This is a genomic window from Streptomyces sp. 142MFCol3.1, from assembly GCF_000424945.1.
Classification (GTDB): domain Bacteria; phylum Actinomycetota; class Actinomycetes; order Streptomycetales; family Streptomycetaceae; genus Streptomyces; species Streptomyces siamensis.
In genome coordinates this window covers 125,022-145,699 of sequence record NZ_AUKV01000005.1, presented here as the reverse complement: position 1 = coordinate 145,699, position 20,678 = coordinate 125,022, and the positions used below count along the sequence as shown (strand labels likewise).

Genomic DNA, 20,678 nt, shown 5'->3' with positions numbered 1-20,678 from the left:
CCCCTTCAGGCCGAGCAGGATCAGAACATGCTCAGCCCCCATCTCGCCATGCCGCCCGCGAGTCCGAGGGTGGGCACATCGTCGGCGACGCCAACTCCGCCGGTGACGACGTCTTCACTGATGGTGCCGACGGTGACGCCCGCGGCTCCCACCAGGGCAGCACCTCCGGCCACCCACTTCAGACCCGTCTTCCAGGCCGGATCGCCCTCCGGCTCCGGGACGGTCTCGGGCTCCGGCTCCGGCTCCGGCTTGGGCATCTTCTTCTGGGTGTAGGTGATGACACCCTTGCCGGGGAACCGCGTGGAGGACTTCACCGACAACAAGGTGCCGGGTTTGTACAGCGCGGGTGCGGTGAGCGTGTAAGGCAGGTCGAAGCCCACCTTGACGGTGCGGTTGTCGCCCTTCTTCTTCAACTGCGCCTGGAGGTCCTTGACGTAGTCGGCAACCTCCCCGACACCGTCCTTCTCCGCCTTGCCGCCGCCGTTCTTCACGTCCCACACGAAGACGCTCGTGTCGGTCCAGAGAACGAGGTCGGCCTTGCCTTCGCCGCCGCTGGGTCGCTCGATCTTGTTGAGCGGGTTGAGGCCGCCCTTCTGCACCTGGATGTGCTTGGACGGCATGCCGCCGAGCACCGAGTGGTTGAACCACAGCCAGGCGCTGGCCATTTCGATCGCCGAGTCATGCGCCAGGCTGAATTCCTCGCGCAGGTAGTTGCCCAGGTTGAACGACGGGTCCGGATCGGCGGGACGGTGACCGTCCAGCTCGATGAAGCTGGTGGGGTTGCCGCCGGTGAACGCGTACCGGTTGCTGGTGTACGGGTCGGCCCCGAGCTTCATGTCGGCGAGGGCGCCGTTGTACATGTCCCGGGTGGTGAAGCGGTTCAGCCCCGGGTTGTAGTCACGGAAGCCCATGTCGTACGTGCCGGACCGGGAGTCCCACCGCTTGGCGTTGTAGCGGTAGGGGTTGTACGCCTCCTTCGTCGGGTCGGCGGCATCGGGCTTGTCGATGCCGGTGAACTCGGTCTTGTCGTCGGCGCCGTAGGCGGTGTAGCCGTACGTCGCCTTGGAGTCACCGTTCTTGTCGGTGAGCGTCTCGACATCGGAGTGGCTGTTGTAGCCGTAGTAACCGTCCTCGGTCGTGCCGTCGGTCTTGTGCGTGACCTGCGACAGTCGCTCACCCCAGGGGCTGTACTGGTACGACTTGGCCAGCGTGCCGGAGACCTTCTCGTCCAGAACCTCGTCGGACAGCCCGAGGTACTCGAAGTCGGTGGTCTTGCCGTCCTCGGTCTTCGAGGCGGTGCGGTCCAGCGGGTCGAAGGCGTACGTGGTCGACTTCAGCGCGCCGGTGTCGTCCGCCTTCTGGGACTCCACCACGTGGTCGAAGCCGTCGTACACGCTCCGCTCGATGACCTTGCCCGCCGAGGTGACGGATTCCTGGCGGCCGTACGGGTCGTAGTTGTAGTTCGCCGTGGCGCCGCCGCTGGTCGCCTTGAGCAGCCGGTTGCGGTCGTAGTCGAACGCCGTGGTGGTGTTCTTGACGGTCTGGGAGATGACGTTGGCGTTGTCGTCGTGGACGTACGTCTCCGTCCCGGCTCCGTTGCCGGTCTTGACCGACTGGGCGAGCCGGTTCACGGGGTCGTAGGTGTAGTCCGTGGTCGACGACAGGTACGCCGCGTGGTCGTCGGCGTTCATCTTCTTCGCGACGTCCTGCGCCTTGTTGCCGTTGGCGTCGTAGGCGTAGGTGTGCGAGGAGACGAGCGTGCCGGCGGCCTTCTTCTCCGTGGTGGACTTCAGCGAACCGTCGAGGAAGTACGTGTAGTCGACGGTGTTGCTGTTGGCCTTGGTCTCCTTCAGCTTCTGGGCGCGGTCGGTGTATGTGTACGACGTCACCTTCGGCGAGGCGTCCGTCGCCGACGTGCCCACCGAGACCGTCTTGACCAGCTCGCGCAGGTCGTAGGTGTACTTGGAGAACTGGTCGGGGTGGGTGACGGTGTCCGTCTGGCCGTTGGCGTCGTAGGTGTAGCTGGTGGCCTTCTTCTCCTGGCCGGCCAGCGCCTCGGTGACCTTCTGGACCTGGTTCAGTCCGGTGTAGGCCATCGTGTAGGCGTCGATCTTCGCGCCCGACGAGGTGTCGTCGATCGACGTCATGTTGCCGTTGACGTCGTAGGCGTAGGCGAAGTTCTTCCTCTCGGTGTCGGCGGGATCACCGGAGATGTCCCGGACCAGCTTGACGCCGTCCGCGACGGTGATGCCGCCGCTGTTCTGGTCCAACTTCAGCTTGGCGTCCTCGCCCTGCTTCAGGCTGTAGGAGCCGAGGCTGACCCAGGTGCCGGTCGCGGCGTTCTGGTCCTTCGTCACCGCGGACTCGGTCGTCGTGCCGTGGGTGAGGGTGTACTTGGCCGTCGTCGCGGCGCCGGTCACCTTCGGGAACTTCGCGTACGCGGTGTACGTGCCGTCCTTGGGGATGTTCAGCGTCCACGTGAAGGCGTCCGTGCCCGTGCCCGCCGCGTGGGTGCGGTGGTCGTAGCCCTGCTGCCCGGTGAGGTCTCCCTTCGTCCACGTGCCCGTGGACGAGGTGTTCTGGGTGTCGGAGTTGTCGACCAGCACCACCGACTTGCCGACCGGCACACCGTCGTCGGACTTCGACTTCAGCTTGCCGTCCGGGAAGTACGACCACGTCATCGTGCGGTCCGAGGAGCCGCCCTCCGACGCCTGGGCCGAGCTGCCCGCAGCGGTCAGCGTGCGCTTGGTCTGCTTGCCGAGCTCGTTGTAGTCGTAGGAGGTGGTGATGTCCCAGGGGTCCTTGGACGACTTGGCCCAGCCATTGTCGTAGTACTGGAACGTTGTGTCGTTACGGACCGTCTCCCCGTCCGACGGCGGCAGGGAGGTTTTGGCGACCCGTCCCACCTCGTCGTACGTGGTCTCGGTGTAGACGTCGGCCTTGTTGTAGCGGGCGTCGTTCGGGTCGTAGGGCTGGTACTGACGCTTAGGCCGGTTCAGCTCGTCGTACGACGTGCGGGTGGCGAAGTCCTCCGTGTTTGCGGTCGTCGTGCCCCGCGGGCTGATCGCCTTGGTGGTGTTGCCGACCTGGTCGTACTCGTACTTGGTCGTCCGGTAGGTGATCGTCGAGGTGCCGTCGTACGGGACCTTGACCTCGGTCTTCTTGCCGCGCTCGTCGTAGGTGACGGTGGTGGTGTTGTTCTCCTTGTCCGTCGTCGAGACGACCAGCGAGTCCTTGTCGTAGGACGTCTTCGTCGTCTTGCCCGCGGCGTCCGTGTCGACGGTGCCCCGGTGGTCCAGGTCGTAGGTGGTCTTGGCGGTGAAGTCGGTGGTGTCCGCCGTCGCGTTCTTCTTGGGGTCGATGACCGTGACGACATTGCCGACGTTGTCGTACTCGTACGAGATCTTGTCGCCCGAGGCGTTCACCGTGGAGGTGAGCTGGTCGATCTCGTCGTAGTGGTTCGTCGTGATGAAGTCGGTCGCATCCGAAGTCGTCAGTGAGCCCTTGGGCTCCGTCGTCGTCCTGAGGTTGCCGACCTTGTCGTAGGTGTAGTTCGTCTTCCGCTCGTCCGACGTGCTGGTGTCCTTCGGCGCGGTGGCCGAGGTGACCTGGTCTGCGTCGTCGTAGACCGCCGTGGAGACCGCGCCGTTGGGCGCCGTCGACTGGGTGATGTTGTCGTTGGCGTCGTACTGGGGCGCCGGGGTCGTGATGAGCACGCCCGCCGCCTGGTCCTTCGGCACCGTGTTGACCAGCGGGCGCCCGAACGTGTCGTACGTCTGCGTGGTCTTCTTGCCGAGCGCGTCGGTGACCTGGGTGACCTGGCCGCGTTCGTCGTAGACGTATGTCGTCGACTTCTGCAACGGGTCGGTGATGGTGGCTGGGTAACCGGTCGGGCCGAAGGCGGAGTTGACGGTCGCGTTGCCGTTGGCGTCCGTCGTCTTGGTCAGCTGCCCGTAGGAGTCGTACTCGTGGGCCGTGGTGTAGTCCCCGGCTTCCGCCGTGGCCACACCCTTCGGGTCCGTGACCGTCTTCAGGTTGCCGAACGAGTCATAGCCGAACTGCCAGGCGCGGCCCTCCGGGGAGGTCTTGCGGAACAGGTCGGCCGAGAAGCCGTCGGCGCGCGTCTGGTACTCGAACGTGGACGCGTTGGCCGGGTAGGTGCCGGGGGCGCAGTCCGAGGACGGCGGGACGCCCGACTTGTTGTTCTCCGCGTCGCGCGACCAGAGCGGGTAGCCCGTCTTCTGGTCGTAGCAGTACGCGGTCTTCGCCCCGTTGTCCTCCTCCAGGTACGTGACGTTGTTGTCCGCGTCCCAGCTCATCTTCGTGGTCTGGGACTTGGCGTTGGTCGTCTGGACCGGCCGGCCGAAGTCGTCCGTCACGTACTTCGTGGCATGCGACTCCGCGTCGGTGACGGTCGTGTCGGTGAACTTCGTGTTCGTGGTGTCCGCCGCGTACGCGAAGCCCGTGTCGGAGCTCAGACGGTCGGTGATCGTCTTCGTCCACCAGTGGTACTTCGGGTCGTCACCGGTCTTCGGCTCGTAGTACACGAACGACGTCGCGTGGCCACGCGGGTCGGTGGCCTTGACGAGCTTGACGTTCTTGTTGCCCTGGGTGGCGTCGTAGGTGAACTTGAAGACCTTCGGCTGGGACGAGCCGTCGCCGTCGGTGAACTGACCGAGCAGGCCCTTCGTCGTGTAGAAGAAGGAGATCTTGCGGCCGGAGATGTCCGTCATGGACTTCACGTGGTCGTAGATCTTCGAGTTGGTCAGGTTGGTGTCGCTGACCTTGGCGCCCGTGTCGTCGATGTAGTCGTACGACGCGTCGCCCTTCTCGTAGTAGTCGACCGTCAGGGACTGACGGGAGGCCGGGTCGGTGATGTACGTGAGGAACTTGGTCGGCTTGTTGTTGGACTTGCGTTCCTCGTACGTGTACGTCTGCGTGTTGCCGTTCTTGTCGACCGTGGACGTCAGATAGCCGTCGCAGCCGAACAGGAACCGCGTGCCGTCGGGGCGCAGCAGGGTCCACGCGTCCGGCACCGGGTCCTTGTCCGGGGTGCAGTCCAGGCCGGGCTTGGCGGTGATCCGGTAGTGGACACCCGCGGGCGCCTTCCAACTGCCGTCCGCCTGCTTGGTGAAGACGTGGGTGGTGCCGTCACCGTCGGGGAGTCGGATCTCCGTGGGGTTGGGGTTGGGGTGGAAGTCCAGCGGCGCGCCGAGACGGATCGGGCCGGCCGCCTGGCCGGACCAGCCCGCGCCGAGCACGGTGTCGGAGGTGTCCAGCGAGTTGTACGCGAACCGTGTGAACGTCGTCAGTCCGCGGCCCGGGTTGCTGAACGCGTCGTACGACCATACGCCGTTGCCGGAGGCCAGGTTGTTCATGGCCGTCGAGCCGGCGCCCGTGTTCTTGCCCGTGTACGAGTAGAACTTCTCCAGTCCCAGCGCGTTGGACGTCGGGTCCTCGACCGCCACGTTCTGCTTCAGGGACGGGATGCCGCCGGTGCCGGCGGACAGCCAGCTGCCGTCGGAGACCTTCTTGACGTCCCAGCCCAGCACGTAGTCCGTGCGCTTGTTGCCCGAGTCGGAATTGATGGGCGTCTTGACCTGCGCCTGGATCGTCGCCGACTGGCCGGGGGACAGCGCCGGTACCGCCGTCGACATCTGGTTGCCGCCGGTCGTCACGTCCGTGCCGTCCGGGAGCTTCCAGGTGTACGACATCACGCGCTCGCCCGCCGCCCAGGCGGCGCTCGTGGTGTTGGTGACCGTCATGTCCACCGCGTAGGTGGAGTTGGGGGTCATGCGGGCCGGGGTCTGCGGCGCGTAGTACGTGTCCTCCGTCGTGGAGTCCACGTAGATCACGCGCAGCAGCGGGCCGAGCTGCGGGTCGGGGGCCTCCGACGACAGGAACAGCGAGCGCTCCTGCGGACCGGTGGCGGACTCGTCCTTCAGCTTGACCAGGGCGCCCTTGTTGGAAGTGGGCGTCTTGATCCAGCCCTGGGTGAGCGACGTGGCGTCCCACCAGTGACGGCCGACCTCCGAGACCTGCGCGACGGTGTCGGAGACGGTGCCGGAGAAATCACCGCCCGCCGTCGTCCACGCGGTCGTCGCGTCGGCGTTGTTCCAGGTGGCGGTCGTCTCGCCGAAGTCCTTCGTCAGACCATGCAGTTCGTAGACCGCGCCGTTGGTGTCGGTGGTGGTCTCCGCACCCCACACGAACAGACGCGACTCCAGCACGGTGGCCGTCGTCGGAATGCTCGACGTGGTGAACTTCATCGCCGCACGGGCCTTGCCGTACGTGGTGGAGTTGTTGCCCACCTCCAGCCACTTCTGGCCGACGCCGAAGGAGGCGATGGTGTCCTCGTTGGTGGTGGGCTGCCCGGACGCCAGGGTCGTGTCCGTGACGCCGGACGTGCCCTGGATCAGCCGCATGGTGCGGCCGGCCTTCGGCACGCCGACGATGCGGGTGGGCGAGCCGATCAGCTGGCCGTTCTTGGTTTTCACCGCGATCTGGTAGTAGTACGACCGGCCGATCTCCTCCGAGGAGGAGTCCGGGGTCGGGGTCGCGGTGGTGTCCGTGTACGCGGTCGTCGTCTTGCCGACCGGCGCCACCAGAGTCGCGGCGGACGGTGTGAACGCCTGCTGCGTGGAGCGGTGCAGCTGGTACTCGACGATGTCCAGGCCCGTGTCGCCCGTGGTGTTCGCGTAGGCCTTCCAGCTCAGCTCGGGGCCGGTGGAGTGCACGACGGTCGGCGAGTTCAGGGCGGTGCCGACCTTGCCGTAGGTCACCGTCAGGCGGGGAATGGTGGCTGTCTCGCCACCGTAGTCGCCGTCACCGGACTCGTAACGCGGGCCGCCGATCGGAGCCGTGGCCGACTCGTCGGTCGCCTTGAGCACGAAGCCGTTGTTGACCGAGGTGCCGTCCAGCCACTGCTGGACGGTGTCGGTCACCGGGAACTTGTGCCACTGGTTGTACTCGCCGACGTTCTTCACGATCGACGCCGGGTTAACCCAGCGGACGGCGTCCGCGATCACCGCGGTGCTCGCGGACGCGGGGCCGTCACCGAGGACGGCCTTGCCCGCCGTGCCCGCCGAGAAGTTGATCTGCGAGCCGCCGTTCAGGGACGCCCACACACCGTTGGTGCCCGAGGCCTGGTTCACCGTGTAGGTGGCCGTGCCGTCCTTGCCGGTCACCGTGTAGGGGGCGTTGGTGGCACGGTCGGTGGCCGCCACGTAGTGCGCATCGACGCGGTAGGAGGCGGCCTCCGGCAGCTTCGGCTGCCAGGTGTACGTGTCACCGGCGACCGTGTCCTTGTTGGCCCGGTAGTCGGCGCCTATGCCGTACTGCGCCAGCGACGAGGTGGAGGCCGGCCAGTTTCCGACGGCAGCCGTGGTGCCCGCGTCCCCGTCGTCCACCTGGACGCTGGTGCCGGACAGTTCGCCCACCAGCGAGCTGGTGTTGGTCCAGTTCGCCGTCGTCTCGTTCCACGCCCCGGTCGCCCGGTACGCGCCGATGGTCACATCGTTGGCGTTGGTGGTGTGCGCCTGGTCGAAGTACATCTCCAGGCGGGCCGAGTCGATCTTCGTGCCCGAGGGGATCTCGTCCAGCGGGAACTTGACCAGCGAGCGGGAGGTGCCCGTGTCGGTCTTGCCCGCCGAGAGCTTCCAGGTGGTGTTGAAGTTCGTCGACGCCTGGTCCGAGAGGACCATCGTGTCCTGGGAGTCGGTCGGCGACGGCGCGATCGTGATCGTCGGGTCGATGACGACGGGGTACTGCCGCCCCTTGGCCGCCAGCCACTTGGTGTCCGGAGTGACGGTCAGCTTCCAGGACTTGCCGTCCCGGGTGAGCTTCTGTGTGACCTTGGTGCTGTAGGTCTTGCCGAAGACGGACCTGTCCGCCTTCTTCGCGTCCGTCATGTAGGGCGCGGGGATCACCATGACCGGCGTGTGCGGCAGTTCGCCGTACAGCGCGATCGAGCCGTCCTTGCGGGCCTTGGGCACAAGACCGTCGGTGTCCAGGGTGAAGGTGAACTTCACCGGGCCGGCCGGGCGTTCGGTGAGGGTGATGTTCTCCTTCACCCGGCCCGGTCCGACGCCGTACTCCAGGTCCGCGCCCTTCAGGGCGTCCTTGTAGGTGACCGTGGAGCCCTTGGCCGTCGGCTTGAGCGAACCGCCCGCGCCCTGGAGTCCGAGGGTGACCGAGCGGCCGTCGGGCGACCGGAAGCGGACGAGTCGGTCCGAGTCGGCGCCGAACCAGCTCCGGCCTTCGTTCGACGTGTTGGCGAACTCGAAGCCCTTCGCCCCGCTGGCGCGGACCGTCGTGTCGATCGACTTCCAGGTGGCCTTCTTGCCGGTGCCGTCGCGGTAGGACGTCGGCACGGCCGACAGTTCCGCCTGGACACTGCCGTCCGACATCTGCCAGAACCGCGCGTCCGCGGTGCGCCGGCTCTTGAGTTCCTTGACCCGTTCGGCCTTGGGCGCGTTCTTGCCCTTCGGCAGCTTCTGCCGGTCCGCGACGTCCAGTTCGTCGTGGGAAGGAGGCTTGTCGTGCCCTCCCTCGTCGTCACCCGAGAACCAGTCCTCGAGCGTGTCGACGACGCCCTTGCCACCGGAGTCCTTCGAGGACGAGGCGGCGTAGGCGAATTGCGGCAGTGCGGTACTCACGACCGCGGACGCCACAAGGCAGGAGATCACTCTCCCGTATCGGACTTTCACGTCCAATGCCCTCTCTATTGCGGCGCGCCCCTCATTCCGGCACTTCGCGCGCGCATGGCGCGCATGCCGAACGAGGGCACGCCGAGCCACCAGCCGAGGCAATTTCCCGGCCGGCCATGAACGAACGAACCTTTCCTGATCTGCCGTCATCCGGCTTAGCGGAAAGCCGAGTTCTAATCAGATGGTCGGGGCCATGTCAAAAGAAGCGACAATGTGGACACTGAGCCCGATGAAACCCAAGGTCGGCGAACCGGGCGGCCGATTGGTCGGATTTTTCCCGTCGTTGGATCGGGCCGCGCTCCGTGAGGTATAACCCCGGTTCTCCAGTCGCCCGCATTCGTTCCCGGAATGCGCGCCGAACCGAAAACGGGAGCGCCATGCCATCGACGCAGAAGCCGAACAGCACCGACACCCCGAAAGTCGCGGGTTCGCCGGAGACCGACGACGAAATCTCGCCGGAAGCAGCCGCCAAAAGCCGGAGCGCCACGGACCTCCGCGGAATTGCGGTCGGCGGCCTCCTCATTGCCGCCTGCGCCGGGCTCGTCCTCTACGGCGTGCTCGACGCCGACGAGAAGCCGACCCATCACGCACCGACCGCCGCGGTGACCTACGAGGTCGAGGGCGAAGGCACAGCCGACATCACCTACCAGGCGCGCAGCGAGTCCGGCGAGGCCGTGGTGGCGGACGAGGTCACACTGCCGTGGAGGAAGACCGTCGACGTGCCGCTGGGCAGGGCGCCCCTCGTGACCATCACCCTGGGCGAGAAGGGCGGGCGGGCCAGCTGCCAACTCGCCGTGCGCGGCAAGCACGTTCAGACCGCCACCGCCTTCGGGAAGTTCGGCCGCGCCACCTGCCAGGGCGAACTGCCCTCACCGGAGCCGTCGGACGCCTCCGCGACCGATCAGGACGGCACCTGACGGGATCCGCGGGCCGGGGTCGGACCCTGCCCGTATCGTGCACGGAAACTCCGGACGCAGGACCGACAAAGGGGAATGGGATGGACGAGTGGGTCCCGGTCGACCTGATACATCTGTCCGACGGACAAGGCGTCTCCCTCGTAGTGCGCACTGTCGAGCCTCATGAACCCCGAAGCGCCCGGGTTCGAGCCGAGTGCCTGATCACCACGGATTTCGTGAACGCCCGTCTGGAGACCGACATCTGGCTTGATCGCCTCGAGGAGTGGGAGGAAGGGCTGAGACGGCTCAGTGCGGGTGAAGACGCCGGCTGGCCGCAAGGAAGCCGGGGTCTGGAACTGTACTTTCACCCACACGAAAGCGGCTGGCTCTCCATCTCTGTCCACGACCCCGACAGGCTGACGGTGGCCCTGGGACTCGAGCCGACACCGGAGTGGATCGATGAGCACGAGGCACGCCTTCAGCGTCTGCGAGACGCCTGCGGAGAAGGCCCCCCTCGAAGTGCCCGAGGCTTTCGTCGTCATCCGCTCGGGCACCCCAGTGGCGGTTTGCAAGGACATTGACTTCCGCGCTCACAGACTCCGGAAGGTCCCCACCGGTCTCGTGACCGCCCAGTCGAAGGCCCTCAGCACCGGCGCTCGCGCCGCCCCGTAGAGCACACCTGCCGCCGGGGCCGCGCGGGCCGCACCCGGGGCCCCGCCACCTCAGACCCCGCCCCGGTCCCAGCCGCGAAAATCCCATGCCGGTCGGCAAGCATCGGTGATGGACCTCAGACGTGGAGAAGCATCTTCAACTCCCCGTTCTGCTGCGGCTGATCGACGAATGGCCGCTCGCGTTCGCGGCCGCGGTCCCCTGACCGGACCGGCCTCGGCGCGGCGACCGACCACGACGCCCGACTACGGGTGCCGGATGGTCCCGTCCTCCGCGATGCGGGCGGCGTTCGAGCCGAAGTCCTCATCCGACACGCTGGAGACGAGGTCGATGGCCTCGCCGCCCGGCTCCGGTGTGCCGGGCTCGACGATCCGGGTCGGACGCAGGCGCCCGGACACGTAGGTGCCGTCGGCGCGGAGGCTGACTTGCAGCACCCCGCTGGTGGAGAGGTTGCCGCCGAGGCCGAGCACCTTGTAGCCGGAGAAGTTGCCGAGGCTGTAGGCGATCAGCCGGTTCTTGTAGAACTCCATTCCCCGCATCACGTGCGGGCCGCTGCCCACGACGAGGTCGGCGCCGGCGTCGATCACCGCACGGCTGAAGCGGTAGCTGTCGCCGCGGTCTTCGCCGAGGAAGTACTCGGTGCCGGGCTGCACATGGGTGCGGTCCGAGCCCTCCGCGCCGGCGTGCATCGTGACGACCACGATGTCCGCCATCGTCGCCGCCCGGGCGATGAGCCGCTTTGCGGCGGGAATGTCCGTGAGGTCGCTCGCCCCGCGGTCGGGAGCGAACCCGACCAGCGCGACCCGGATGCCGTGTACCCGCTGGATGGTGATCTGGCCCAGGCGGCCGGTGTACGGCAGGTTCACGGAGCGCAGGGCGGCGAACGTCTGGCGGCGCCCCTCCTCCCCGAAGTCGTCGATGTGATTGTTCGCCGTGTTCATGACCGTGAACCCGGCCTTCTTGATCCAACGGGCGTAGGACGGCGGGACGTGGAAGGCGAAGCAGTTCGAGCCGCCGATGTCGTCGCATTTGCTGGTGCCGCCCGTGGTGAGTGTGCTCTCCAGGTTTCCGAGCACGACATCACCGGCGAGCAGGTCGTCGACCGAGTCGAAGAACGAGGCGCCGCCGTCCGGCGGCAGGTCGTCCGGCAGCGTGCCCATCACGATGTCCCCCACGGCAGCGATCCGCACGTCGCCTGTCGGGCGCGGTGCCGCCGGTGCGCCGGACCGCGTGGTCCCGGTCGCCCGCAGAGCGGTCGGGGCGGAGCTGACGGAGGCTGAGGCCTTGGAGCCGACAGAGACAGCGCCCTCGGAACCTACGGACGCGGCGCCCTCTGAGCCGCCGCGGAACACGCAGGCCGCGACCACCGCCACACCGGTCCCGACCAGACCGAGAGCGAACAGACGGTGTCGGCGCACCGCCTTCTCCCGCCCGCACCGCTGCTGGGACCCCTGACCGCCGGACATGATCATCTGCTCATGCTACGAAGCAGTCACCCAATCGTCACGCAGGGTCACTCATCGGCGTGTTCCGGACGCCACTCCCGTCCGCACACCAAGCCGTCCTCCCCCTCTCACGGAACCGGCGGTGCGAGAACGCCGCGGCCGCGCAGCGGGCGGAGCGGGAGCCGCCGGTGCCCTGCCCGGCGGCTCCCTTGGTGGACGGCTCAGCGAACGGTGTCGGCCGGCCCGGCATACAGGTAGGTGTCCCGCTGCACGATGTGGCCCGCGTCGCCCTCCTGCACATAGTTGAGCTCGAGGAGTTGGGCGTCGGACGGCCTCACGATCCAGTTCGGACTGTGAGCGCTGTGCGGAAAGCCCTCGGACCACTTCCAGGAGATCGCGGTGCCGGTCCGGCCGGCTCCGTCCTTCACGTGTTCGGTCACCACCGCGCCGGGGGTGCCCGCCAGTACGCGGAACAGCGCGGCACGCAGTCGTGGTGAGGCGGGAGAGCCGGTCAGAAGTTCGCCCGACTGCCGGACGGTCTGCTCTGCTGCGGCCGGCCCCTCGGCGCCGGCCGACAGTACCCGGCGCAGTGCGTCCGGCCGGGTGGGAAGCTTGTCCAGGCTGTCCCAGCCGACCTGTCGGTTGCCGACACGCCAGGTGGTGCCCCCCGGGGGAGCCTTCTTGGTGACGGTCCGACCGTTCTGCGTCTTGATGACGAGTTCGGTCCGGCTCAGATAGACGTCGTCGGTGTGGACCTTGTCGCCCTCCACAGCGCTCTTCACGGTGGTCTTCCAGTACGGCGCGTTGCTCTCGCTCCCCGAAGCGGCCCGTTCGGCCAGGGTGTTGAACAGCTCGGCCGCCGACGCACCGGCTGCCGGCGGCTCGCTGCCGATGCCGACAACCGGGAGGACGGCCGCGCCCACCGCGGCGACGGCGACCGCGGCGGCACCGGCGAGGAGGCGACGCCTGCCGAAGCGGTGCATCACGAAGGTGGTGGCGGTGGCGGGTACGTCGGTGCCGGCTTCCTCCGCCATCGCCCTTCGGACGAGTGCGTGGGCCGTCGTCAGCACCGTGGGGTCTGGAGCGTCGACCCGGCCGGCGTTCTTGAGAGCCGTGGCGCCGGGGAAGTCGAGTATGTCGGTGTGCTGGTCCTTGTGCGTCATGCGAAGTCCCCCGTCAGGTTCGTGAGGGTGGTGTCGGAGAGTCCGTCACGCAGTCGGGCGCGGGCCCGGTGCAGACGGGAACGGGCGGTGCCCGCGGGTATGCCGATGACGGCAGCGGCCTCGGTCGGCGTCAGCTGTTCCCAGGCCACGAGCAGGAGCAACTCACGCTCCTGGTCGGGAAGTCCGGCGAGCGCGCTGCGCAGTTCCGTCCCCGCCGCGGCGGCGTCCAGGCGCTGGTCGACCGCCTGCCACGGGTCCCCCACGGAGGTCTCGTACGGCGGCTGAGGGCCGCCCGCCGCGCGGGACACGGCCTGCCAGTGACGGGCCAGCACGTTCCTGGCGACGCCGAACAGCCAGCCTCTGGCGGGCCCGCGCGCGATGTCGTAGGTGTGGCGGGTGGCGTAGGCCTGGAGCCACACCTCGGAGAGCAGGTCGTCCGCGGCCGTCGGCGCACGGCGCACGAGATAGCCGTGCAGGGCAGCGGAATGCCGATCGACCAGGGGTTCGAATGCTGTCGGCTCGCGGACGGCGCGAACCAGCAGATCCTCGTCCGGATCCATGGAATCTCCTGTCCGAGCCCGCCGGGTGGCGGTCTCATCCTGTACTTGCACAGGAGCGCCGCGAGCGTTCGCAACGGCCACTTGACGGTACGTCCGGCCGCACGGGTGAGGCAGCAGCTCCGCGAATACGGTCGCGACCAGGGCCAGGCGGCACTCTGCGAATACAGTCGCGACCAGGGCCAGGGGACGCGATCACCTGAGCATGGGACTGCATCACGTACCCACCACCGCGAACAGTCTCAGCGTGGTCCTGCGCGAAGGCCGGCTGCTCTCAACGCAGCTCGTCGCGCACGACGTCGAGGAACTTCCGCCGACTCGGACCGATACATGCCCAGACCTTTTCGTCCTGGGGCTGCCGCGGATCATCGGGACCCTCTCGGATCACGTTCTGAACGGCGAACGCGAGGTGACGTGCCGCTTCATTGACCTCGGGCGCGCAGAGCATGTGGATCGTCTTCTGGGCCACCCACATCCGGTCCACCGTCTGCCGTGCCCGTGCTTGCCACTGTTCGTCGCCCAGGTGGTGCTGATAGTGGTCGACGGCGACCCGTTCTGCTTCCTGCACCGTCGACAGGAACTCAATGAGGTGGGTCAGGCATTCGCCCCGGCGGGCTTCGGCACACTCACGTACGCTTCGCCGTGCCTCGGCCCGCTCGGACGCCCGCCCCAACGAGTATTGAGCCAACCACGACACGAGCCCGCCGAGTACGACCCCGATGAGCGGAGCCAGCGTTGTCCCTGTCATCCATGGACAATGACACCGGGATTGCTGATGTGTGGTTCCTGCAGAAAAATCAGGACAGCGCTCTTCTTGGCGTGTAGCCCCTGACGGAATCACCTCATGCCCGACCACACCCGGCACGCGGGCTCGGCCCGCACCGGCTCACCGACCAGTGGCGGCCGAGGGGCACAGGGCTATTTGTGCGTGCTGCTGCCCGTGCCGTCGTTCGCATTGCCGTTTCCGCTGTTCTTCCCGGCACCGGCCGGTTCGCCGGCGGAGTTCCCGGTGTTGCCCGCGCTGCCCCTTCCAGAGCTTGTCGCGCCCTCGTTGGTCCTGCCCGTGGTGGCCGGTGCCTTCGACGCCTCCGCACGGGCCAGCTGCTCGGCGCAGTATGCGGCGACCTTGTCCGCGCCGCCCGCGGCCGTGACGAGCCGCTGCCAGGCCGTCGAGTTCAACGCATGGCCACGGCCGACGACCTGCTGGTAGGCGCGACAGCGGGCCTCGGTGTCCTGCGCGGTGTCCGGCCTGTCCGCCTGTCCGGAGGGATCGGAGGTCTTCTTGTCCGGCACGGACGATGCGCCGGTGGGGGACTTGCCGGCGTGGTCGTCGCCGGTCCCCTGCGAAGGTGAGCCGACCGAGCCGATGGCCGCGACCGCGACCCCGCCCAGGCTGAGGCTGGCGAAAAGCACGGCGAGCGTCGTCCTGACGGGGCGTCCGGCACGCGGCTCCTCGCCGGCGCTCCAGTTGTCCCGGCGCCGCGTACGCGCCGCGTGGGCGCCCGCTTCCCGGGCGGCTCGGTAGGCGCTCACAGCCCGCTGCTCGGCGTCGTGGTCAACGGCGCCGCGCAGGGCCGTGGCCAGTGCCGTCTCCAGTCCGTGACCGACCCGTTCACCCTCGGGTCCGGTCACGGAGCCGACAGGGTGCACCCATCGACGGCCCTCGCCCGCCAGCCGTTCACCCATCTCCGCTTCCGTCCTGTCCGATCTGTTCTGCCCGGTCGGTCCGTCCGACTCTCCGAGCCTGTTCGACTGTCTGTACGACTGCCATAGCCGCATTCGTTCATTTCGACTCCCCCAGCGTTCGGGAGGCCACATCCGTCACACCTTCATCCGCCGCACCTTCGAGTCCGAGCCGTTGAGCGAGGCGTTTCAGGCCCCGGTACGCAGCCGTGCGTACCGCGCCGGGACGTTTGCCCAGTACACGCGCGGCCGCGGGACCGTCCAGGCCGACGACGACACGCAGCAGTACGGCCTCGGCCTGGTCCTGCGGCAGTTCGCGGACCAACTCCAGTGCGCGCGCGGTGGACAGCGACTCCAAGGCCTGGTCATGAGTGGAGTGCGGGCCGGGCAGGTCCAGTACATTCGCTTCGATCACCCCTGACCGGGGCCGCACCTTGAGCCGGCGCAGATGATCCAGGGCACGATGCCGGGCGATGGTCGCAGTCCAGCCACGGAAGCCGGCCCCGTCGCCCGCGAACCGTCCCAGGTCGCGTGCGATCTCCAGCCAGGCGTCGGACGCCACGTCCTCCGCGTCGTCGCCGACGAATCCGCGCAGATAGCCGAGCAGCCCGGGTTGCACGATCCGGTAGGCGATCGCGAACGCCGTCTCGTCCCCGTCCTGAGCCCGCGCCACCGCCGCGCCCAATTCCCCGTCCTGCGCCTCTGCGCGGCGGGATTGTCGTGCCTGGCCCAAGACTGTCCTCGTTCGTACCGGATTCCTGGCGAAACGCCGGCCGCCCGACGCGCCACGAGCGCGACGACGGCCTCACGGTGACCAGCGCACGTCGCCACGGAAGTGTCACCACGTACCGGGTGCTCCATCGGCTCGCGGATCGGGTCTTCGACCGGCTCCGCCTCCACCGGGTGACGTTTCGCGCCAACCGTGCGCTGTGAGGGTGCCGGGGCCGCACCCCACTGCCGGGGCATACGCCGCCCCGGCGACATGGCACTGCCCACGCCTCCCTCCTCACTGCTCTTGACTCCCCCGAGAGCACGACGAGGAGGGAGCCCGAGGCGGCCGGACCACTCCCCCCTCGGTCCGAGGTCCGGCCGCCTCACCCATGCGCACCGCATCGGGCACGGCCGATCCGTCCCTGCCGGTGCGAGACGCCGATGACCGGCGCATGATCCCCGCCCCGCGCTCAACGCGGTCGGCTGTCCCGGAACAGGCCGGGGGAGGACGGAGTGACGCTTCCGGGCTCGCGTGCGCTCCTTGTGCGATGAGTACCTACTTCCATCTTCGAGCGGTGCCGCCTCCTGCACTGCGCAACAGCGTGAGCTGGCTGGAACGGCTGTTCAATGACGACTGGGAGGCAGTCCTGCACCGCGTCGGCCGGCGCCGTGAGGAGGTCCTGGACCAGCGCTACCTGGATCAGGAGCTCCTCTACGCCGCCGCTCCCCCGCATCCCGCGAAGGACGGGCCCCGGTCCCAGGTGGTGCTCGGCGGCCGTCCGGTGTTCCACCCCGGTCGGCGCAAGCAGCCGTTCCTGGTGCTGACGGCCGCCCAGGCGGACCGGGTGGCCAGATATCTGACGGTGTCCGACTTCGACGCGCTGTGGGGCAGTGCCCGTGACGAACTGCTGCCGCGCTACGGCGGGGTGAGCGCCGAGCCCGAGACACGGAACGCTTTCGAGGTGGCCCACCAGGAGCTGACGGCGTTCTACACACAGACCGCCGAGCACGGAGAAGCAGTGGTGAAGTGTCTGCCGGTCTGAAGCATCGGGATGCGGCGCGAGCCAGGAAGCCAAGGCGTGCGGAGACAGAAGTGGCAGAGGCGGCCTGACACACCTGAGGACCGGGCCAAGTCAGCCGCAGTGGGGTCCTGTTCCCTGCCGAGGCCGTCCACGCGCTCCTGCAGCGCGCAGTCGGCCGACTCGCGGGCGGTCCCTGATGCTCGCCGGGGCTGCGGCCGCTGCACGGCCGCGCCTTCGGCATCGGCCTCTGTCAGGGAGGCGTGTCCAGGAGCCGCTCGAAGTCCACCCAGCCGTCCCAGCGCCACACGTCCTTGTTCAGGTCCGGCTGGAGGGGAACGCGGCGTCCGAGTTCGAAGTCGTCCGCTGCCAGGTCGAACCCTCGCTCGTCAGCGACCTCCGTGCCCAGGCGCACGGTACGCGCGCTCAACCGGACGAGCAGTTCGGCGCCGGCGGACCGGGAGAGGTCCTTGCCCTGGATGCGAGTGAGCGGCAAGGACGGGACGCTCCACGACGAAGCCGCGAGTACCCGGGGAAGGGCGCGCCCCAGGCACACGCGATGCTCGCCCGCCTCCGCCGGACGAACGGGCGGCAGCGCGAACAGCCTGATCAGCACGATGCTCGGCAGCACCGCGGGGAGAGAGCGCCGGTCATGGAGGCGGCGGTGGCGTGGAGTTGAAGCGGGGGGTCGCGCGGCTCATCAAAGAGAGGCACGGCCGGAGCCCTTTCCACATTGTGTCGACCGAGCTGAGACCGCCCCGGCAGCGGTCGGCCTGAGAGCCCGACCACACAATGGGAGTAATTGCTCGTAACGTGCCATAATCCTCATGACACAGGCCACCCACCTGCAGCGACGGGAAACGGAGGGCCTTGCATCATCCCCATTAGGAGCATATGCTCCTATCTATCGATGAGGGTTCGCGGATCGACTTGAGCCCTCTCGGCGACACCCGCGGGTGCACCCCGCCGACGCCTCCAGGAGTCTCACCGTCCGTGATTCGGTGCGCACGGACCGTCGGCTCGCATCCGCAGACCTCTCCCCCCACAGGTCCCGCACCACTCACGGGACCCGAACGATGAAGGCAATCAACGAAATGAACATGAAACTCGAGCTCTTCGTCCTGCCCGTCTCGGACGTCGACCGCGCCAGGGCCTTCTACGAGAAGGCGGGTTTCAGGCTCGACCTGGCCAAGGACGTCACCGAGGACTTCCGGGTCGTCCACCTGACGCCGCCCGGTTCCGAGGCCTCGATCATCTTCGGCAAGGGCCTCACCACCGCCGCGCCGGGTTCGGCCCAGGGCCTCTACCTCGTCGTCACGGACATCGAAGAGGCCCGCGCCGAGCTCGTCGGCCGGGGCATAGCGGTGAGCGAGGTGTTCCACGACGACAAGGGCGTCTTCTTCCACGGACACGACGGCGGAGAAGTCGTCCACGACAACCCGGGCCAGGAGCGGCTCGCAGGCCCGCACCCCGAGCGTGCCAGCTACGGCTCCTACGCCACCTTCAGCGACCCCGACGGCAACGGCTGGGTCCTCCAGGAGATCACCCAGCGGTTCCCCGGCCGCTGACGACACCCACGCCGACGGGCCCGCGGCTCACCCGCGGGCCCCGCGGGGTCCGACTCGTACATCGGCAGGGCCCATCGATCCGGCGACCGGCGCGCTCCGACCGCGACTCCACGCAGCGGAGGCACGCCGGTACTCCCCGGCCGCCCCATGCCTCGTACCGCCTCGCCGACTCCCCTCCATGTGCACCCGCCGGCAGAAGCCGACAAAGGCGCCGCCGCGCGACTACGCACCACACCCCTGTCCGGAAGGAATTCACTCATGACCGTCGTTCGAGCCGCCGCAGTACAGATCAGCCCCGTCCTCTACAGCCGCGCCGGCACCATCGGGAAGGTCGTGCAGAAGATCCGCGATCTGGGCGAGCAGGGTGTCCAGTTCGCGGTCTTCCCCGAGACCGTCGTCCCCTACTACCCCTACTTCTCCTTCGTGCAGCCGCCCTACATGGCGGCCACAGAGCACCTGCGCCTGATGGAGGAGGCGGTGACCGTACCGTCCGCCGACACCGACGCGATCGCCGAGGCCGCCCGGGCGGCGCGGATGGTCGTCTCGATCGGTGTCAACGAGCGCGATGGCGGCACCCTCTACAACACTCAGTTGCTGTTCGACGCGGACGGCACGCTGATCCAGCGTCGCCGCAAGATCACGCCGACCTATCACGAGCAGATGGTCTGGGGCCGGGGCGACGGAACGGGCCTGCAGGCGGTGGACAGCGCCGTCGGCCGCATCGGGCAGCTCGCGTGCTGGGAGCACTACCTGCCGCTGGCGCGTTACGCCCTGATCGCCGACGGCGAGCAGATCCACGCCTCGATGTATCCCGGCGCTTTCGGCGGCCAGCTGTTCGCCGAACAGATGGAGGTCAGCATCCGCCAGCACGCACTGGAGTCGGCGTGCTTCGTGGTCAATGCCACCGCCTGGCTCGACGCCGACCAGCAGGAGCAGATCGCGGCGGACACCGGTGGGCCCGTCGCCGCGATCTCCGGTGGCTTCTTCACCGCCATCGTCGACCCCCAGGGCCGCATCGTCGGCGAGCCGCTCACGTCCGGCGAGGGCGAGGTCGTCGCCGACCTGGACCTCGCCCAGATCGACCTGCGCAAGCGCCTGATGGACTCGCGCGGCCACTACAGCCGTCCTGAACTGCTCAGCCTCCACATCGACCGCACCTCAGCGCCTCACGTGCACGAGCGCGGCACCCAGGTTCCGGGGCGCGTCGTCCGCGCGGCAGCGGAGGCCGGCGAGGCCGAGGCCCAGTAGCGCGGTCCCGCCGGCACGCGCGGGCGGACCGCTTCAGTGCCCCCACCCCGGCCGAAGATCAAGGAGAGTAATGCCATGGATGATCTCGTCACGACGGTCATCGAGGCGCACGGCGGTCTGGACCGCTACAACCGATTCAGCTCGGCCACGGTGCACTTCCGCCTCGGCGGTTCGCTGTGGCGGTTGAAGGGGCAGGAAGGGACCTTGAGTCAGGGGGCCGTGCGGCTCAGCCTGCACCGGCAATACGCCAGCCACCACCCCTTCACCGCAGCTGGCCTGTGGACCTCTGTCACCGCCCGGCGAGTGGCCGTGGAGACGGTCGGCTGCGAGGTGAAGGCCGAGCGATTCGACCCACGCGCCTCGTTCCCGAGCGACGCGCACGCCGCCTGGGACGAACTGCAGGTCGCCTACTTCGCCGGGTATGCCATGTGGACGTATCTGACATCCCCGTTCACCTTCGGCTCCCCCGGGTTCAGGAGCGTGGAACTCCCTCCGGTCGTCGAGGAAGGGGAGATCTGGAGACGTCTGGAGGTCACGTTCCCGGATCACATCGCGACACATTGCCGCCGGCAGGTGTTCTTCTTCGACTCGGACGGCCTGCTGCGCAGACACGACTACACGCCCGAAGTCGTCAACGCGGGTCCCGCCGCGCACTATCCCTCCGCGTACGAGGAGTTCGACGGGATCATGGTCCCCACCCGGCGCCGCGTCTACCGGCTCGGCGAGGACGGAACGGTGTCCCGAGAACAGGAACTTGTCACCATCGACATCGACGACGTCGTGTTCACCTGAGCCGACGGGGCGAGAAGCCGTACTTCGGCCGGCCCACCGCCGACCTGCCCGGCTGGCGCCGACCTCGTTCGACTTGAAGACCAACGTCCGTGCCCGACCGGTCGGCGAACACTTTGCGTCGAGCTCGAGCCCACCGGCCATCCCCTCGCCGTCGAGCCGCGGGCGGGCATCACCCTGGGCCGCGTACGTGAGATCGCCGCAGCGGTTCTCACCCCACCG

General features: G+C 68.2%; 14 protein-coding genes. 6 read left to right on the top strand and 8 right to left on the bottom strand.

Features of this window, described 5'->3' with window-relative positions:
• Positions 1-20 precede the first annotated feature (20 nt).
• Positions 21-8,657, bottom strand: a complete 8,637-nt coding sequence (locus H305_RS45050; RefSeq protein ID WP_420708037.1) for a DNRLRE domain-containing protein — start codon at positions 8,655-8,657, stop codon at positions 21-23.
• A 428-nt stretch (positions 8,658-9,085) separates the two neighbouring features.
• Here H305_RS45050 and H305_RS0108825 point away from each other — a divergent pair, with 428 nt between their 5' ends.
• Complete coding sequence (locus H305_RS0108825) at positions 9,086-9,625, top strand: hypothetical protein (RefSeq protein ID WP_234020664.1); 540 nt, start codon at positions 9,086-9,088, stop codon at positions 9,623-9,625.
• An 80-nt stretch (positions 9,626-9,705) separates the two neighbouring features.
• The gene (locus H305_RS53315; RefSeq protein ID WP_158690497.1) at positions 9,706-10,185 is read left to right on the top strand and encodes a DUF5959 family protein; all 480 of its coding nucleotides are present in this window, start codon (positions 9,706-9,708) and stop codon (positions 10,183-10,185) included.
• 333 nt (positions 10,186-10,518) lie between these two features.
• Here H305_RS53315 and H305_RS0108810 read toward each other — a convergent pair whose 3' ends face one another.
• The 6 genes from H305_RS0108810 to H305_RS0108785 form a co-directional block, all read right to left on the bottom strand.
• Positions 10,519-11,745 carry a CapA family protein gene (locus tag H305_RS0108810; protein WP_078628939.1) on the bottom strand — a complete coding sequence of 409 codons (1,227 nt, stop codon included), beginning with the start codon at positions 11,743-11,745 and terminating at the stop codon, positions 10,519-10,521.
• 194 nt (positions 11,746-11,939) lie between these two features.
• Positions 11,940-12,881 (bottom strand): CU044_5270 family protein, encoded by a 942-nt coding sequence (locus H305_RS0108805; protein WP_028800070.1) that lies wholly within the window; start codon positions 12,879-12,881, stop codon positions 11,940-11,942.
• Positions 12,878-13,441: an RNA polymerase sigma factor gene (locus tag H305_RS0108800; RefSeq protein ID WP_028800069.1), complete on the bottom strand. Its 564-nt coding sequence runs from the start codon at positions 13,439-13,441 to the stop codon at positions 12,878-12,880. The genes H305_RS0108805 and H305_RS0108800 overlap by 4 nt, the downstream gene beginning before the upstream one ends.
• Positions 13,442-13,712: 271 nt before the next feature.
• The gene (locus H305_RS49295) at positions 13,713-14,186 is read right to left on the bottom strand and encodes a hypothetical protein (protein ID WP_028800068.1); all 474 of its coding nucleotides are present in this window, start codon (positions 14,184-14,186) and stop codon (positions 13,713-13,715) included.
• 170 nt (positions 14,187-14,356) lie between these two features.
• Positions 14,357-15,124, bottom strand: coding sequence for a hypothetical protein (locus tag H305_RS45040; RefSeq protein ID WP_051370457.1), 768 nt, complete (start codon positions 15,122-15,124; stop codon positions 14,357-14,359).
• Positions 15,125-15,221: 97 nt separating this feature from the next.
• Complete coding sequence (locus H305_RS0108785; RefSeq protein WP_028800067.1) at positions 15,222-15,854, bottom strand: RNA polymerase sigma factor; 633 nt, start codon at positions 15,852-15,854, stop codon at positions 15,222-15,224.
• 526 nt (positions 15,855-16,380) lie between these two features.
• Between H305_RS0108785 and H305_RS0108780 the strand changes: the two genes are divergently transcribed.
• Complete coding sequence (locus tag H305_RS0108780; protein ID WP_028800066.1) at positions 16,381-16,875, top strand: DUF1877 family protein; 495 nt, start codon at positions 16,381-16,383, stop codon at positions 16,873-16,875.
• A 229-nt stretch (positions 16,876-17,104) separates the two neighbouring features.
• On the opposite strand, the gene H305_RS53310 is transcribed toward H305_RS0108780, so the two are convergent.
• Complete coding sequence (locus tag H305_RS53310) at positions 17,105-17,347, bottom strand: hypothetical protein (RefSeq protein WP_158690496.1); 243 nt, start codon at positions 17,345-17,347, stop codon at positions 17,105-17,107.
• 598 nt (positions 17,348-17,945) lie between these two features.
• Between H305_RS53310 and H305_RS0108770 the strand changes: the two genes are divergently transcribed.
• The 3 genes from H305_RS0108770 (at position 17,946) to H305_RS0108760 (ending at position 20,459) form a co-directional block, all read left to right on the top strand.
• Entirely contained in the window at positions 17,946-18,419 is a 474-nt protein-coding gene (locus H305_RS0108770; protein ID WP_028800064.1) for a VOC family protein, read from the top strand.
• A 258-nt stretch (positions 18,420-18,677) separates the two neighbouring features.
• A complete protein-coding gene (locus H305_RS0108765; protein WP_028800063.1) occupies positions 18,678-19,667 on the top strand; it encodes a nitrilase-related carbon-nitrogen hydrolase in 990 nt (329 codons plus the stop codon).
• A 75-nt stretch (positions 19,668-19,742) separates the two neighbouring features.
• On the top strand, positions 19,743-20,459 hold the full coding sequence (locus H305_RS0108760; protein WP_028800062.1) for a hypothetical protein: 717 nt from the start codon (positions 19,743-19,745) through the stop codon (positions 20,457-20,459).
• Positions 20,460-20,678: the final 219 nt, after the last annotated feature.

Bases quoted from the DNA above. Each gene is read 5' to 3' on its own strand.
- H305_RS0108825 (WP_234020664.1), top strand. From the start codon at position 9,086: ATGCCATCGACGCAGAAGCCGAACAGCACCGACACCCCGAAAGTCGCG.
- H305_RS53315 (WP_158690497.1), top strand. From the start codon at position 9,706: ATGGACGAGTGGGTCCCGGTCGACCTGATACATCTGTCCGACGGACAA.
- H305_RS0108810 (WP_078628939.1), bottom strand. From the start codon at position 11,745: ATGATCATGTCCGGCGGTCAGGGGTCCCAGCAGCGGTGCGGGCGGGAG.
- H305_RS0108805 (WP_028800070.1), bottom strand. From the start codon at position 12,881: ATGACGCACAAGGACCAGCACACCGACATACTCGACTTCCCCGGCGCC.
- H305_RS0108800 (WP_028800069.1), bottom strand. From the start codon at position 13,441: ATGGATCCGGACGAGGATCTGCTGGTTCGCGCCGTCCGCGAGCCGACA.
- H305_RS49295 (WP_028800068.1), bottom strand. From the start codon at position 14,186: ATGACAGGGACAACGCTGGCTCCGCTCATCGGGGTCGTACTCGGCGGG.
- H305_RS45040 (WP_051370457.1), bottom strand. From the start codon at position 15,124: ATGGGTGAACGGCTGGCGGGCGAGGGCCGTCGATGGGTGCACCCTGTC.
- H305_RS0108780 (WP_028800066.1), top strand. From the start codon at position 16,381: ATGAGTACCTACTTCCATCTTCGAGCGGTGCCGCCTCCTGCACTGCGC.
- H305_RS0108770 (WP_028800064.1), top strand. From the start codon at position 17,946: ATGAACATGAAACTCGAGCTCTTCGTCCTGCCCGTCTCGGACGTCGAC.
- H305_RS0108765 (WP_028800063.1), top strand. From the start codon at position 18,678: ATGACCGTCGTTCGAGCCGCCGCAGTACAGATCAGCCCCGTCCTCTAC.
- H305_RS0108760 (WP_028800062.1), top strand. From the start codon at position 19,743: ATGGATGATCTCGTCACGACGGTCATCGAGGCGCACGGCGGTCTGGAC.